Source organism: Streptomyces sp. MMBL 11-1 (genome assembly GCF_028622875.1).
GTDB lineage: Bacteria > Actinomycetota > Actinomycetes > Streptomycetales > Streptomycetaceae > Streptomyces.
Genome location: NZ_CP117709.1, coordinates 1,856,262 through 1,871,131 on the forward strand (window position 1 = coordinate 1,856,262; position 14,870 = coordinate 1,871,131).

Annotated in this window: 9 protein-coding genes and 2 pseudogenes; 8 read left to right on the top strand and 3 right to left on the bottom strand. The window is 71.4% G+C overall.

The genetic code is table 11. From position 1 onward, the window contains the following. The first annotated feature begins 74 nt into the window (after nt 1-74). Nucleotides 75-1,343 carry a sensor histidine kinase gene (locus tag PSQ21_RS07940; RefSeq protein WP_274029712.1) on the top strand — a complete coding sequence of 423 codons (1,269 nt, stop codon included), beginning with the start codon at nt 75-77 and terminating at the stop codon, nt 1,341-1,343. Then, complete coding sequence (locus tag PSQ21_RS07945; protein ID WP_274029713.1) at nt 1,328-1,975, top strand: LuxR C-terminal-related transcriptional regulator; 648 nt, start codon at nt 1,328-1,330, stop codon at nt 1,973-1,975. Before PSQ21_RS07940 ends, PSQ21_RS07945 begins: the two co-directional genes overlap by 16 nt. A 34-nt stretch (nt 1,976-2,009) precedes the next feature. Here PSQ21_RS07945 and PSQ21_RS07950 read toward each other — a convergent pair. After that, nucleotides 2,010-2,570: pseudogene (locus tag PSQ21_RS07950) on the bottom strand (methyltransferase domain-containing protein); the annotation flags it as partial. Next, nucleotides 2,491-3,705 carry an RNA-guided endonuclease InsQ/TnpB family protein gene (locus PSQ21_RS07955; RefSeq protein WP_274029714.1) on the bottom strand — a complete coding sequence of 405 codons (1,215 nt, stop codon included), beginning with the start codon at nt 3,703-3,705 and terminating at the stop codon, nt 2,491-2,493. The gene PSQ21_RS07955 and the pseudogene PSQ21_RS07950, both read right to left, overlap by 80 nt. A gap of 50 nt (nt 3,706-3,755) precedes the next feature. On the opposite strand from PSQ21_RS07955, the gene tnpA reads away from it, so the two are divergent. Next, nucleotides 3,756-4,184 carry an IS200/IS605 family transposase gene (tnpA, locus tag PSQ21_RS07960; protein WP_274029715.1) on the top strand — a complete coding sequence of 143 codons (429 nt, stop codon included), beginning with the start codon at nt 3,756-3,758 and terminating at the stop codon, nt 4,182-4,184. Nucleotides 4,185-4,286: 102 nt separating this feature from the next. Here tnpA and PSQ21_RS07965 read toward each other — a convergent pair. Further along, a pseudogene (locus PSQ21_RS07965) lies at nt 4,287-4,593 on the bottom strand (class I SAM-dependent methyltransferase); the annotation flags it as partial. 112 nt (nt 4,594-4,705) lie between these two features. Between PSQ21_RS07965 and PSQ21_RS07970 the strand changes: the two are divergent. The 5 genes from PSQ21_RS07970 (at nt 4,706) to PSQ21_RS07990 (ending at nt 14,868) form a co-directional block, all read left to right on the top strand. After that, the gene (locus PSQ21_RS07970; protein ID WP_274029716.1) at nt 4,706-5,860 is read left to right on the top strand and encodes an esterase/lipase family protein; all 1,155 of its coding nucleotides are present in this window, start codon (nt 4,706-4,708) and stop codon (nt 5,858-5,860) included. Continuing rightward, nucleotides 5,857-7,587 (top strand): VMAP-C domain-containing protein, encoded by a 1,731-nt coding sequence (locus tag PSQ21_RS07975; protein ID WP_274029717.1) that lies wholly within the window; start codon nt 5,857-5,859, stop codon nt 7,585-7,587. Before PSQ21_RS07970 ends, PSQ21_RS07975 begins: the two co-directional genes overlap by 4 nt. A 28-nt stretch (nt 7,588-7,615) precedes the next feature. Further along, the gene (locus tag PSQ21_RS07980; RefSeq protein WP_274029718.1) at nt 7,616-8,749 is read left to right on the top strand and encodes an AAA family ATPase; all 1,134 of its coding nucleotides are present in this window, start codon (nt 7,616-7,618) and stop codon (nt 8,747-8,749) included. Then, nucleotides 8,746-13,887, top strand: coding sequence for a tubulin-like doman-containing protein (locus PSQ21_RS07985; protein ID WP_274029719.1), 5,142 nt, complete (start codon nt 8,746-8,748; stop codon nt 13,885-13,887). Before PSQ21_RS07980 ends, PSQ21_RS07985 begins: the two co-directional genes overlap by 4 nt. Before the next feature lie 75 nt (nt 13,888-13,962). Then, nucleotides 13,963-14,868, top strand: a complete 906-nt coding sequence (locus tag PSQ21_RS07990; protein WP_274029720.1) for a metal-dependent hydrolase — start codon at nt 13,963-13,965, stop codon at nt 14,866-14,868. The last annotated feature ends 2 nt before the right edge of the window (nt 14,869-14,870 follow it).

Below are 14,870 nucleotides of genomic sequence, written 5' to 3' on the forward strand. Positions count from 1 at the left end.
GCGGGGCGGGGCCGGGCGAGACTGGCACCCGGACCGGGACCAGCCCGGCTCCTGCGAGGGGGGCGAGACCTGCGATGAAGGTGTTCTCGGGGCGGCTGCGGCCGGCGGCGCTGGCGGCGGGACGCGGACTGTTCCTGTCAGTGGCCGGTCTGGCGGCGTCCATCACTCTGTTCGTGCTCGCGGTGCTCTCGATCGCCTTCATCCTGCTGGGCGTCGGCGTGTTCACCACCCCCGTCGTGCTGGAGGCGGTTCGCAGGCACGCCAACCAGCGGCGCCTGTGGGCGGTGACCTGGTCGGACGTACGGATTCCGGTCCCGTACCGGCCCCTGCCGAAGGACCTGCGGTCGGGGGTCACCGGCCAGGTCGAGCGCACCACGCTGATGCTGAAGGACCCGGCGACATGGCGGGACCTGCTGTGGCTGCTGGTCGACATGACGGCGGGCACGGTGGTGGCGGTCCTGGCGGCGGCCCTGATGATCTACCCCGTCGAAGGGCTGGTGCTGGCAGCGGGGCTGTGGCGGGTGTTCCGGGACGATCCGTACTGGTACGGGTTCGTGCCGGTGGACAGCCAGGCGACGGGGATCGCGGCCCTGGCGCTGGGGATCGTGCTCTTCCACATCGGGCTGTGGGCGAGCAGGCCGCTGCTGCGGCTGCACTTCGTGCTCGCCCGGGCGCTGCTCGCTCCCACCCAGGACCAGGAGCTGGCGCAGCGCGTCCAGCGGCTGACCGAGACCCGGCACGAGGCGGTGGACACCGCCGCCTCCGAGCTGCGCCGCATCGAGCGGGACCTGCACGACGGGGCGCAGGCCCGGCTGGTCGCGATGGGCATGAACCTGGGCACGGTCGAGGCGCTGATCGAGAAGGACCCGGCGCGGGCGAAGAAGATGCTGGCGATGGCCCGGGAGTCCTCGGCGGAGGCGCTGACCGAGCTGCGGGACCTGGTGCGGGGCATCCACCCGCCGGTCCTCGCGGAGCGGGGCCTCGGCGACGCGGTCCGTGCGCTGGCCCTGCGGCTGCCGGTCGCCTCCGAGGTGACGGTGGAGCTGCCGGGGCGGGCGGACGCCCCGGTGGAGTCGGCGGCGTACTTCGCGGTCAGCGAGGCCCTGACGAACACGGTGAAGCACGCGGAGGCGACGCGGGTCTTCGTGGACCTGCATTATGCGGAGGGGATGCTCCGGATCTCGGTGACGGATGACGGCAGGGGCGGTGCGGTCGTCGGATCGGGCTCGGGTCTGAGCGGGATCGAACGGCGACTGGGTACATTCGACGGCGTACTGGCCGTCAGCAGCCCCGCGGGCGGTCCCACCATGGTGACCATGGAGATTCCTTGCGCGTTGTCCTAGCCGAAGATCTCTTCCTGTTGCGCGACGGCCTGGTGCGCATGCTGGAGGCGTACGACTTCGAGATCGCCGCGGCTGTGGAGACCGGGCCGGAACTGACCAGGGCGCTGGCCGAGTTGGAGCCGGACGTCGCCGTCGTCGACGTCCGGCTCCCGCCGTCCCACACGGACGAGGGCCTCCAGTGCGCCCTGGCCGCCCGCCGGGCGCGTCCTGGGCTTCCGGTGCTGGTGCTCTCGCAGCACGTGGAGCAGTTGTACGCGCGGGAGTTGCTGGCGGACGGCGATGGCGGCATCGGCTATCTGCTGAAGGACCGGGTCTTCGACGCGGACCAGTTCATCGACGCTGTACGGCGGGTGGCGGCGGGCGGCACGGCGATGGACCCGCAGGTCATCTCCCAGCTCCTGTCGCGTCGTTCGCGGGACGAGCCGATGGGCGGACTCACCCCGCGCGAGCGGGAGGTGATGGGACTGGTGGCCCAGGGCCGCTCCAACGCCGCCATCGCCTCGCAGCTGGTGATCACGGAGCGGGCGGTGGCCAAGCACACGTCGAACATCTTCGGCAAGCTCGATCTGCCCCCGTCGGACGACGACAACCGCCGGGTGCTGGCGGTCCTGGCGTATCTGGACCACGGCTGACCCGGCCCCCTTCGGCCCCCGTCCGGAGGCGGAATCAGGGGTGGGCGACCGCAAGACCCACGACGTACGCCTCCACCACCTCGCCGTCCGGGAACACGGCGGCCAGCAGAGCCCGTTCGCGGTCGAAGTAGTCGCGGACCGCCGCCGGATCGCCGATCAGGAAGTCGGAGTGGGTGGCCAGGTTGGCGATATGGGCGTCGATCGGTACGCGCCGGCTCCACGCCACCTGCCGGGTGCGGAAGTCGAGCCCGTCGGGCAGTTCGGCCCGGAAGCGGGCCCGGTGGGACGGGGCGGCGGGGGCCTCCACCCCGAAGAAGACCCGCATCCGGTCCTCCTGGTCGACGAGCCACTCCACGGACGGGTCGCCGTCGTTCCACCAGAGCGCCAGCGCCCCGCCCGGGCGCAGCACCCGGCGGGCCTCGGGTATCGAGCGTGCCGGGTCGGTCCAGTGCCACGCCTGGGCGTACGTGATCAGGTCCGTGACTCCTCCCCCTCGTGAACGAGGGGGCTTCTCGCTATGCCTGGTCGGCGTTGCGACGGACCAGCCCGGCCCGTAGAACGTTCCGGGCGCCCACCGTGTCCGCGTGCGCTGAGTGGCCGCACGAGGCGCAGTGGAACTTCTCCTGGGTGGGCCGGTTCTCCTTGGCGGTGTGCCCGCATTCGGGACACCGCCGGGAGGTGTTGCGGGGGTCCACGGCAATCACATCCCGCCCGGCACTCTCAGCCTTTGCGTTCAGGATCGCGAGGAACACCCCCCAACCGGCGTCGGCGATCGAGCGGTTCAGCCCGGCCTTGGACGAGGCCCCGTTGGGCAGGAAGCCGCCCGGCGTCCCGGGGTCGGGCCTCGGCTTGGGGGCCCGGCTCATGCTGCGGATCTTGAGGTCTTCGTGCGCGATGAAGTCGTGGTTGCGCACGAGGTCAAGGGCGGTCTTGTGCGCGTGGTCGAGGCGCTGGCGGCGGACCTTGCCGTGCAGGGCCGCGACCTTCTCCACGGCGCGCTGATGATGACGGGTGCGGTCCTTGGCCTTGCGGCGGGGGAACCGGCTGAGCGCCTGCTGTGCCGCTTCGAGCCTCTTGGCGGCCTTGCGGGCGTGGCGGGGGTTTGGGATGTGCTCGCCGCCCGACGTGGTGAGGAACGAGGCGATGCCCAGGTCGATCCCGACCACACTGCCCGTCGCGGGCAGCGGCTCGGGCTGCTCCTGCTCGGCAGTGAGCACGACGAACCACTTACGTCCCTCACGCTTGACCGACACGGTCTTGACCTTGCCGGCCACCGCACGGTGCTGGTTGACCTTGACGTGCCCGACGCCCTGGAAACGGACGCGGGTGACGGGGTCGTGCGGGGTGGAGTTCCACCGGCAGCCGTCGCCGTCCTTGGGGAAGTCAACCGTGTCGAACCAGTTCACCCCGCGAAAACGCGGGTAGCCCGGGGTGTCACCGGCCTTGATCCGGCGGAAGAACGCGGCGAACGCCTTGTCCAGTCGACGAAGCGTCGCCTGCTGCGAGGAGAAGGACCAGCGGCCTTGACGCTCCGGGTCGAACGCCCGGATCTCCTTGAGCTGCGCGGACTGCATCCCGTACTTGACGCTCGTCTTCGAAACGTGCCGGTGAGCGTCACGGCGTTCCTGCAAGGCCCCGTTATACAGCGAGCATTGATCACGGAGCATCTCGCCGAGCGCGATCGTCTGGCCCACGGTGGGCCGCATGAGGAACTTGTATGCACGGATCACCCAGCCCACCCCCTTCGGTCAAGTTCGCTTGATCATCCTAGACTTGGCATATGTCACCACGCTGGGAACCAAACCCCGATATCCGTACCGGCCGTCACGTAGCCTATAACCTCCACGCGCACTTGGTGTTCGTTACGAAGTACCGGCGTGATGTGTTCGATGACCACATGCTCAAGCGGTGTGAAGAGATCATGCGGGAGGTATGCGGCAGCTTCGAGACCGAGCTGCGCGAGTTCAACGGCGAAGCCGACCATGTCCACCTGCTGGTGCACTACCCGCCGAAGGTCGCCCTGTCGAAGCTGATCAACTCGCTCAAGGGCGTCAGCTCCAGGTATCTGCGGGCGGAGTACACCGGCCGGATCAACCGGATCGGCATGGGCTCGGTGTTCTGGTCCCGCTCCTACTTCGCCGGGTCCTGCGGCGGCGCACCGCTGACCGTGATCCGCCAGTACATCGAAGGACAGAAGCGGCCCGTCTGACCGTCACCCCAGAGGCGCAGAGAACTCCGGCACCCCGCGCCTCCGGGCCAAGGATGCGTTTCCCTCCCCGACTGAAGCCGGGGATACCCACGCAAGATCAGGGATGGAGCCGGTCCGCAGCGGCAGGTCGTTCCCGTCGCCCCGGACCAGCGGCACGTTTGGCACCCCCCGGCGGAACTGTTCGGCCATCCCGTCGCCCGGCTCCACCGCCGTGACCCGGGCCCCGCGCTCGTACAGCCGTGCCGAGCCCCGTCCCCGCTCAGACGTCCGCGACCCGAGCCCCGGCGAGGGGCATTCCGGCCAGCTCCTCGACGGCGTCGAACAGCGCGGGCGGGTAGGAAGGACGGTGGGCGTCGTAGGCGGCGGCGACGGCGTCGAAGGAGCGTGCCTGACCGGGTTGTTTCGTCATCCTTCCATGATGTTGCAGACGGCGCCGGGCCGGAAGGCGATGCCGTTCGGCTTCTCCGTGAGAGATCCAAAGGGCAGTGTTCTTAGGTAGGTTGACCCTTCGGATGGACGTCATGGGGGCTGCGATGGGATCGGCGGGCAGGCAGGAACGGCTGGGCGTGGTGTTCGTCCACGGCTTCCGCTCATCGGCGGAGATGTGGAGTCCGCTCATCGCGTCGATCGACCAGGACGACGGGGTGAAGGGCGTCACCGCCCTGCCCTTCTCCTACGACACCCGGCTGTGGCAGATCGCCCCCGTGCGGCGGATTCCAGGATTCGACACCGTGGCCGACAGCTTGAAGGAGTTCCTGGACACCGAGGCCGAGCACTTCGACCGCCTGCTGCTGGTCTGTCACAGCCAGGGCGGGCTGGTGGCCCAGCGCTTCCTGGCCCGGATGCTCGCCGAGGGGCGCGGCAGGGACCTGGCCCGCATCCGGCGGGTCGTGCTCTTCGCCTGCCCGAACAACGGCTCGCAGCTGGCGCTGTCGCTGCGCCGGGGACTGCTGTCGCGCAACCCGCAGGAGCGCCGGCTGAGGCCGCTGGACCAGCAGATCGCCGACACTCAGCGCATCGTCCTGCGCGACATCGTCAACGTACGGGAGGTGACGGACCGGAGCTGTCCGATCCCGTTCTCGGTCTACGCCGGCGAGACCGACAACGTGGTGCCGCCCGCGTCCGCGCTCGGCACCTTCCCCGACACCGCCGTCCTCCCCGGTGACCACTCGGGCATCGTGCGGTCGCCCCGCGCGTATTCCACACTCAGGCGGCTCCTCCTGACGGGCGCGGAAGCCCCTTCCGCCGTCGGTCCCCCCACCGGGGCGGCGGCCGAGCCGGCGCCCGCCCCCGCCGCCCCGGCGACGGCGGGTTCCGTGACCATCGGCCCGGGCAGCACGCCGGGGCCCGTGGAAGCCGCCCCCGAGAGTCCTCCGAGCGCCTTTCCCGACACCATCGACATCGTTCGAGTGGCCGAACAGGTCTCCGATATGGACGACCCCGACTTCCGGCGACGGGTGATCGGTCTGGTGCGGGGCGCCCTGGAGCCGGAGGCGGGCTTCTCCCCCGCCTTCCGGGCGCATCCGCGTGATCACTTGCTGGAGATCGTGGAGCGCTGCCAGACCCACCGGCTGCGCGCCGCCGCGCTGGCCGCCTTCCGCGACGCCATCGGCGTCCTGCGTCCCGACGATGCGGCCACCGCCGCGTTGGGCGCGATGATCCGGGACCCGGAGTGAGTGCGTCCGAAGGACCCGGCCGTTCCGGCACCACCCGTAACGCGCGGTGGTCCTGGATCACCCTGTGGGGCAAACACCGTTCGGTGGCGTACGAGAACAAGCCGAGCGGGAAGCCGGGAGCCGAGCCGGAGGACGTACCCGCGATCGGCGGGAGCCGGCCGGACGCGGGCGCGTGGTCGGCCCGGTCCTACGAGGAGCTGTTGCACGCGCTGGTGGGATTCCCCGACTTCCACAATCCCGACTTCTTCCGGCAGGTCGTGCTCCTGATGGGCAAGCGGCTCGACGGGGGCACCGCTCCGTTCGTGGTCGAGCACCACGCCGACCCCCGCAGCCACGTGGCCGCGCTGATCGGCGCCATGGACCGTCACCGGGATCGCGGCGCCGCTCTGCGGGCTCTCGCCGACACCCTGCGCCTCCTGCGGGGGGACGAGGCCGCGGTGACGCGCCTGGACCGGGTCGTCGGCGAACTGGCGCCCGCCGGCAGGCTCCCCGGGCCGAGACTGCGGGCGGTTCTCGCCCAACTCGATTCCCTGCGGGAGGCCGTGCCACTGCCGACGGCGGGCGAAGCGCTGCGCAGGGCGTTGCTCCCCGGAGAGCCTTCCGGGCTGCGGGGCAGTGAATCCGTGTCCGAGATGGTCGTACGGCTCGGCGACGCGCGTGAGTTCACCGCGGCCGGCACGGATCCGTCCGCCCACGCGCCCCTGGTCCTGCGCTTCCTGGCGGAGCTCGCCGCTGATCTGCCCGGGACGGAGCAGACCATGCTGCGCAGCCATGTGAGCCTGGCGGTGGAGGAACTGGGGCTTCCTGCCGAAGCGAAGACCGATCTCGCGGACCGCGGCCGACGGCCGACGGCCCGGGGCGGGCGCCGCGTCCTGCAGATCCGCCTCCGGGAGACGGCACCGGGCAAGCAGAGGTTCACTGTCGACGCCGCCCTGTTCGACTGGTCGGAGGACGGCCTGAGCCAACCGCGCAAGAGGGAGGCCCGGCGGGCCTTCAGCCTCGGTGAACTCAGACAGTTCGGCCGAACCTGTCTCGCCGGCTGGTCCGACCTGACCACGCGCCTCGATGACGCGGACCAGGTCCGGGTGGAGTTCCTGCTGCCCTGGTCCCTGCTCGGCCATCCGGTGGAACGTTGGCTGACCGACGGCCACACCTACCTCCTGGGACACAAGTACCCGGTGGTCATCCGCTCCCTGGACCGCATGGAGAGACAGTCCTGGCGCCGGGACTGGAGCATGCGGTGGCATGCCCTGCACGATCCGGACACCTCGGCACAGCGGTGCGACAGAATCGCCTGGCTGTCCCTGGACTCGGCACGCGCGGGCAAACTGGACGGCCAGGTGCTGCGGCTGCGAGGACGCGACGGGGAAGTGCGCGCCTGGCTCGACACCCACCCCGGGGTCACCTCTTTCGGTCTCGCCTTCGCCTACGACCCCCAGAACCCCAAACGCTCGCTCGCCCTGCAGGAGGCCGTGTGCGAGGGAGTCCCGCTCATCGTGTGGCGCCGGGACGACGGCGATCCGGAAGCACTGGCCCGGCGCCTCGGGGAGATGACCGCACCCCAGTTCTCCGAACTTCCCGATCACCTCAGACTCTGGCGGCGCGCGGCGGCCAGGGACGACAGCGCGGACATGCGCAACCACCTGACCCTCCTGTGGGACGACCCCGCCTGCGTCCCCCGGGAGGGGGCCCTGGCCGCGCCGGACGCGCGTCCCCGGAAGTCATGAAGGCAACGAGAAAAAGCGGAGGACCGGTATGAGTGCGGCGAACATCGGCAGCGGCGGCCCCGGCCCGGCCACGCCTCCGGGTGAGGGCGAAGCGTCGCAGGCACCGGCCCCGGACTGGTGGCTCTACCGGTGCGCCCCCGAACCGCACGACGGCATCGCCCGGCTGCCGCCCGCGCCGCCGTGGCGTTCGTTCTCCGCGTCGGTCGCGTCCGAGGAGATTCCCGAGTCGCCTCCCATGGTCGAGGAGCGGGACGGGCACCGCCGGCTCGGCCGTCAGCTCCGGGCGGTCACCTACCAGGCGGACCGCGAGGAGATCCACCTGGTGAACATGGCCATGATGCTGCGCCGGCCGCTGCTGGTGACCGGACGACCCGGGGTCGGCAAGTCGACCTTGGCGTACAGCATCGCCCGGGAGCTGCGGCTCGGGCCCGTACTGCGCTGGCCGGTCACCAGCCGCACCACCGTGCAGGACGGCCAGTACCACTACGACGCGATCGGCCGGCTCCAGGACGTCGGTCTGCGGGAGCGGCTCGTCGAGGTGTCCCGGCCCGGGCAGACCGCGACGGCCTCGGTGGAGCCGCCCGACATCGGCCGGTACCTGCGTCTCGGGCCGCTGGGGACGGCGCTGCTCCCCTGGCGCACCCCCCGCGTCCTGCTCATCGATGAGATCGACAAGAGTGACGTCGACTTCCCCAACGACCTTCTCCATGTCTTCGAGGAAGGCGAGTTCACCATTCCCGAACTCACCCGTCTCAGCCGGCCGACCGCCCGCGTGATGACGGGGGACGACGGCGGCTCCGTCGAGCTGAGACAGGGTCAGGTCCGCTGCCACGAGTTCCCTGTGGTGATCATGACGAGCAACGAGGAACGGGAATTCCCGCCGGCCTTCCTGCGGCGCTGCATCCGTCTGGAGATCCGCCAGCCGGACCGCGCCAAGCTGGCACGGCTCGTGGCCGCGCACCTGCCGATGTCCGAGGGGCCGTCCCAGGCCGTGCGCGACCAGCTCATCATGGAGTTCCTGCGGAAGCAGGACGACGACGGCGCGGAACTCGCGAACGACCAGTTGCTGAACGCGGTGCGGGTGGCGCAGAGCATCTGGAACGATCCGGAGGAGCGGGACCTCGTCAGGGACCACCTGATGCGTCCGCTGAACGAAGGATGAGCCCGCAGGACGACGCTCTGGCACGGAGCATGGCCGAGTTGCTGGCCGGAGCGGGGCCACCGTCGGCAGAGGAGGTCGCGGACGTCCTGTGGATGGCGCGGGCCATCAGCCGCGCCGCACCGGGCGAGGAGAGCGGGGAATCCCGGTCCGGACGTGCGGCCCGGTACGGCGTCGAGACGGATACGGGCGCCTCGTCGGGAGGCACGGACGGAGAGCGGGTCTCCGAAGGCACGCGGTCAACGGACCGGGTGCTGCCCCACCGGCCCGCGCCGGCCGGTGGGGACCAAGGGCAGACCGAGGGGGGCGAAGGGCTCTCCAGCTCCGCGCCCGATGTGCCTCTGCACCCGGTTTCCACGGGCACAACAGGCCGGTCGTCCACCGAGAACGGCCCCCTCGTATCCGGTGGGCCAGGAGCCGTGGTCCGGGCGCCCCGCGAACCCGCGCTCAGCGACTCCCTCGCCATCGCCCGCGCGCTACGGCCGTTGAAGAGACGGGTGGAGACCTCCGGGGCCAGGGTCCTCGACGAGGCGGCCACCGCCACGGCCACGGCCACGGGTGAGGCGTCCCTGCTGGTGCCCGCCTGGCTCCCCCGCACCGAGCGATGGCTCTCGGTCGACCTGGTCGTGGACACCGGCCCGTCCATGGTGATCTGGCATCAGCTGGCGGCGGAGTTACGCACCCTGCTCGAAGGGCAGGGTGCGTTCCGCACGGTCCGCGCCTGGTCGTTGGAGAGCGGTGAGACCGAGCCACGCCTCTCCACGTTCCGTCGCGCGACAGGCGTGCGGCCCAAGCGGGTCATGCCGTGGGAGCAGCTGACCGATCCGACCGGCCGGCACCTCCTGCTGCTCCTGACCGACGGCGTGGGCCCTTTGTGGCGCCGTGACGGGATGAGAGCGGCCCTGCGGCAGTGGTCCCGCGACCGGCCGGTCGCGGTGCTCCAGGTGTTGCCGCGCTCCCTGTGGCACCGCACCGGCCTGGCGCCGATGCCGGTGCTCGCCCGGCCGGCGCCCCATGGGCGGAGCACTCCGCTGTTCCGCGGCGGGAGCAGGGTACGGGGTACGCCGCCGGCGCCCCGGAGCGGCGGCTGGGTGCCGGTGCTGGAACTGGATGCCGAGTGGATCGCACCGTGGGCTCAGGTGGTGTCGGGACGCGCGGCGGGCTGGACGCCTCTGCTCGCCCTGCCCACCGACGGCCCGGAGGCGGACACCGGTGCCCTGTCCGAGGCGTACGACACCGCCTCCGGCGAGCTGTCCGCGGCGGCGCTCATCGAGCGATTCCGCGGCGAAGCCTCTCAGAGCGCCTTCGAGCTGGCCGGCTACTTCGCGGCCGCTCCGCTGGTCATGCCGGTCATGCGGCTGGTCCAGCGGGTCATGATGCCGGGCTCCAGACCGTCGCATCTCGCCGAGGTCTTCCTGTCCGGACTGCTGCGCCGAGCCGATGGCACGGCCCCGGCCCCGGCCCCGGGCGAGGACCCGGACCTGACGCTGTATGACTTCTCGCCCGGAGTTCGCGAGGTCCTGCTGAACACGCTGACCCGGCAGGAGTCCCTCCGCACGCTGGACGTGGTGAGCCAGGTGTCGGGAAGAGTCGCCCAGCGTCTGGGAGGCAGTCTCAACTTCCGGGCCCTGGTCCCGTCGGCCGACGCGCGCGGCACCTGGCGCCTCCCGGAGGAGAGTCTGCCGTTCGCCCGGGTCGCCGCCACCGTCCTCGCGGGGCTGGACGGCGACCATCGGGCGGCGGCGGCAGCGCTGACCAGCCAGATCGACGCTGTCTCATCCCACGCCGCCTCACCCGTCGCCGCCCCGCCCCGCCCGGTGGCTCCCCGTCCCGTGCCTCCCCGTCCCGGGGACGAGCATCGCGCGACACACCCTTCGTCCTCCAGCAGGCTCCTGCGTACGCCGATGCTCTTCGTCGGGCTGGGCGGGACCGGCGGCCTCGTCGGCGCCGAACTGGAACGCAAACTGCGCGTGGACCTGTGCGGGCCCGACGGCACCGCCCTCCAGCACATCGGCGGCCTCGCCCCCTACCAGCTGCCCGACTGCCTGCAGTTCGTGTACGCGGACTTCAGCGAGTCCGACCTGCTCCGGCTGCCCCAGTTCAACGTGGACTTCTCGCTGCGCGCGGCGTACGCCCGCACCTCGCGGGCCACCCACAACCTCCTGCCGAACTTCGACAGTTCGCCGGAGGTGACGCAGATGCTCCGGGCGAGCCTGCGCGAGGAGGTCGCGGGCTGGCTGCCCCCGCGCGAGGGCGAGCCGGTCGTCACGCCGCTGCACAACGGCGCGGGCCAGCTCCCCACGGTGGGCCGCGCCGCGCTCTTCGCCACGCTGCGGCACTCCCTCCAGCCGGTCCTGGAACCCCTCCTCCAGGCCATCGACGCCATCGCCAAGTCCGCGGGCGAGCTGAGCGAACTGGGCGGCGGCCGGGTCACCGGCTGCGATGTCTTCGTCGCGTTCTCCGTCGCCGGCGGCACCGGCGCCGGGATCTTCCTGGACTATCTCCACCTGATCAACCAGGCGTTCAAGATGCGCGACTTCAACGGCGTGAAGATCTACCCCCTGGTCGTCATGCCGTCCGCCTTCCCTCCCGAAGCGGGTGGCGGGCGCGAGGCGGAGCTGAACGCCGCCCGCTCGCTCGTCGACCTGTTCCGGCTGGTCGACGGCCAGAACGCGCCGACCGCCGGCGCGGAGATCGGCGAACTCGACCAGGAGACCGGCCTCGGCATCCGCTACCCGGGCACCACCCCGGTCCGGCTGCGCACCGGGATCCTGCCGACCGCGTTCCTCTTCAGCCCGACCGCGGGCATCCGCCAGGACGACCTGCGCCGCTCCATCGTGTCGCTGGTGATGTCGCTGATCGGCACCGAACTGGGCGACAGCCGCTCCCAGGGCCGGCCCATGGCCGGCGACGACGACTTCCAGACCTTCGCCGCGAGCTTCATCAACCGGGGCGTGCACCGCAGCGCCCTCTCCCCCACCGGCATCGGCCGGCAAGGGGTCTCCACCAGCCTGGCCGCCTCGATGACCGCGCCGATGGACCAGCTGGCCGACCTGGTGGCCGGACGGCTGCTGCGGGTCGCGGTCACCGAACTGGCGGAGCGCCCGCGCAACCTGGCGGAGAGCGAAGCCACGCTGCTGATCCGGCAGCTCTTCGTCGATTCCGGGCTCGAAGAGCTGTGGGAGCGCAAGCAGTTGCCCGTCGAGGACCCGCAGCCGCTGCCGCGCGGCGGCAAGGCGATCGAGGAGGCGCTCAACAACCGGCTCGGGGACATGCAGCGCCTGCTGTCCGAGCTCCAGTCCATCGCCGACCGGCAGGCCGCCGCGATGGCCGCCCGGTTCAGCCCGCGCCCGGCGATCGAGAAGCTCCTCCGGAGCGTCGGCCCGTTCCTCGCCGAGAACCTGGTCAGAGGCGACCCCGGCAGCGGTATGCGCATCCCGCACTCCGGCTTCCTGGGAATGCTTGCCGACCGCGCCCGCCCTCCCCAGCCTCCCCCGGACGTCACCGACCAGCCCCCCTGGGTCCCCCGGATCAAGGACCGCATCGCGGGCATCTCCCCGGCCCGGTGGGGCGGCGACGACGTCCAGGCCGCCCTCCGGGCCCAGGACGCCTGGTACCGCTGGCGCAGCGAGACCGCCTGGCACGAGGCGTGGAGGAAGCTGCACGAGACGTGGCAGCCGCAGGCGGACGCGGCGGGAACCGAGATCCGGCGCTTGGTGCTCGCCTTGCGCAAACACGCCGGCCATGAGCGCAAGTCCTCCCAGCAGAAGAGCATGGAGCTGTACGCGGAGCGCACCGGCATCTCCTACCTCCTGCCGCCGCAGCACAGCCTCAACCACTTCTACGAGGACGTCGTGGCCCGGCTGATCCGGCGGGAGGAGTTGCGTGAGGGCGACGACGAGGCGGCGTTGCTGCTCAGGGCGTGCGGCGATGGCGGCTGGCGGAGCGCCCTCGCGCAGAGTCACCGCAACCCCGAGGGCGCCGTCACCGATGTCCGGGCCCTCCTGGCGGGGCGGATCATGCGGGTACTCACCGAGAACGGCGGAGTCGCCGAGAGCTCTCCGCTGCTGCCGTCCGTGGGCTTGATGCTGGCCGCGGCGGCGGGCGAACCGGACGCTGCCGCGCGGGTGAGCGTGCAGGCGCTCGAACTGTTCGACCGCAAGCTGGCCGGTCTGTTGCCGGTCGGTTTCACCCCGGAGGGCACCGGACGGCTCCAGGTCCTGGTCACCCACCCGCGGGTCCCGGCGGCGGAGGAAGCACGGGAGTACCTCCACAGGGCGCTACGGCTGCCGTCCGACCCCATGGTGTCCGTGCAGTTTTGGGGCGTGGAGAGCGACTCGATCACCGTGGTCCTCGTCCGCAGCGAGATGAGCCTCACCGAGGTGCCCGAGGCCCGCAAGGTGCTGCGCCAGTGGGCCAGGGCCCAGGACGACGAACAGGCCCACGACGTGCTGCGCTGGCGCCAGCGCCTCGGTTTCGAGGACGACTGGATGGTGAGCAGCGAGGAGGACCAGCGCACGATCCTGCACCGGCTGCTGTGCTGCATGTGGAACGGCCAGGTCGACATCCTGGACGGCGACACCGCCTCACCCTCCCGGGTGCGGCTGCGGCTGTTCCCGGAGAAGGGGGCGGGCGTCCCGGGCCTACGGCTGCGGCTCCGGGACTTCCCCGGCGGTATCTCCAGCTGGTCGGAGCTGCTGCGCTCCTACGAACGCTGGACCGTGCTGGACGACGAACGGACCGTCGAGGACTACTGCCGCATGCTCATGTCGGCCCGCCCACTCGGCCTCGGGCGGCTCGGCTCCGAACCACACCCGCTCTTCCTCGAATTGGTGGAGCGCGTCGCCCCGGACCAGCTGGGGGTCCTGGAGGAGCACCGGGCATTCGGCGGCCGGCGCGATATCGACTGGATCCAGCCGCTGTATAAGTTCTGGGCGGAGACCCTGCCCGCCGCACTGGACATGGAGTTCAGCGACCAGAGAGCGATCCAGCCCACGCTGCGCGCCCTGCTGGAACACCGGGGCCTACGCGGCGACGCCCCGAGGTTCCCCTCCTCGCCCGGCCCGGCGCGCGGACGTACCACGCATGACGAGGAGGGTTGGGGCCCGACCGCCTCGGGCACCGACGAACGGCGCGGCTGACAGCCGTCACCGTTGGGCGCCACCAATCCCCGCACGCCTCTGGTCCCCCCGCATACCCGTCAGTACATTGACACCATGTCTAACACGCAGCCAGCGGCGGTCGCGTCGGAGCGGACGCCGCTCAAGGCCCGCAAGGTCTCCTTCGCCTGGGAGGAGACTCCCCTGCACTGGGTGCCGGGCGACCCGTTCACCACGCACACCATCAACGTGCTCCACCTGCTGCTCCCGGCCGGGGAGCGGTGGTTCATCCACGTCTACCGGCAGATACTCCCGTACATACACGACGACCGACTGCGCGAGGACGTCATCGGGTTCATCGGGCAGGAGGCCGTGCACGCGCAGGCACACGACGATGTGCTGCCGCGCCTGCGGGAGTTGGGCCTCGACCCGACCCCGTACACCGCGCAGGTCGACTGGTTCTTCGAGAAGCTGCTCGGGGACCGGACGCTGCCGCCGGGGCGGGCCTCGAAGTGGTGGCTGATGGAGCGGGTGGCGATGATCGCGGCGATCGAGCACTACACCGCGTTCCTCGGCGACTGGATCCTCAACGCCGACGCCCTGGACCGCCGGGGCGCGGATCCGACGATGCTCGATCTGCTGCGCTGGCACGGGGCGGAGGAGGTCGAGCACCGGTCGGTCGCCTTCGACGTCTTCACGCACGTGGACGGCGGCTACCGGCGGCGGGTGCGCACCTGGGCTGCGGCGTTCTCCGCGCTGGTGTTCCTCTGGCAGCGCGGCATCCGCTTCTTCATGGAGAACGACCCCACACTGCTGGGCGGCAAGGCCTCCCTCAAGGCGTTCCACGCGAGGGGGAAGCAGGGCACGCTGCCCGGCACCGGTGCGATCCTGCGGTCCGTGCCGGGCTATCTCAGCCGGTCGTACCACCCGTCGGGATCGGGCAGTACGGCCCAGGCCGTGGGCTACCTCGCCCGCTCCCCCGCCGCGCTCGCCGCGGAGACCGCCGCGACGGAAGGGGCCTGAAC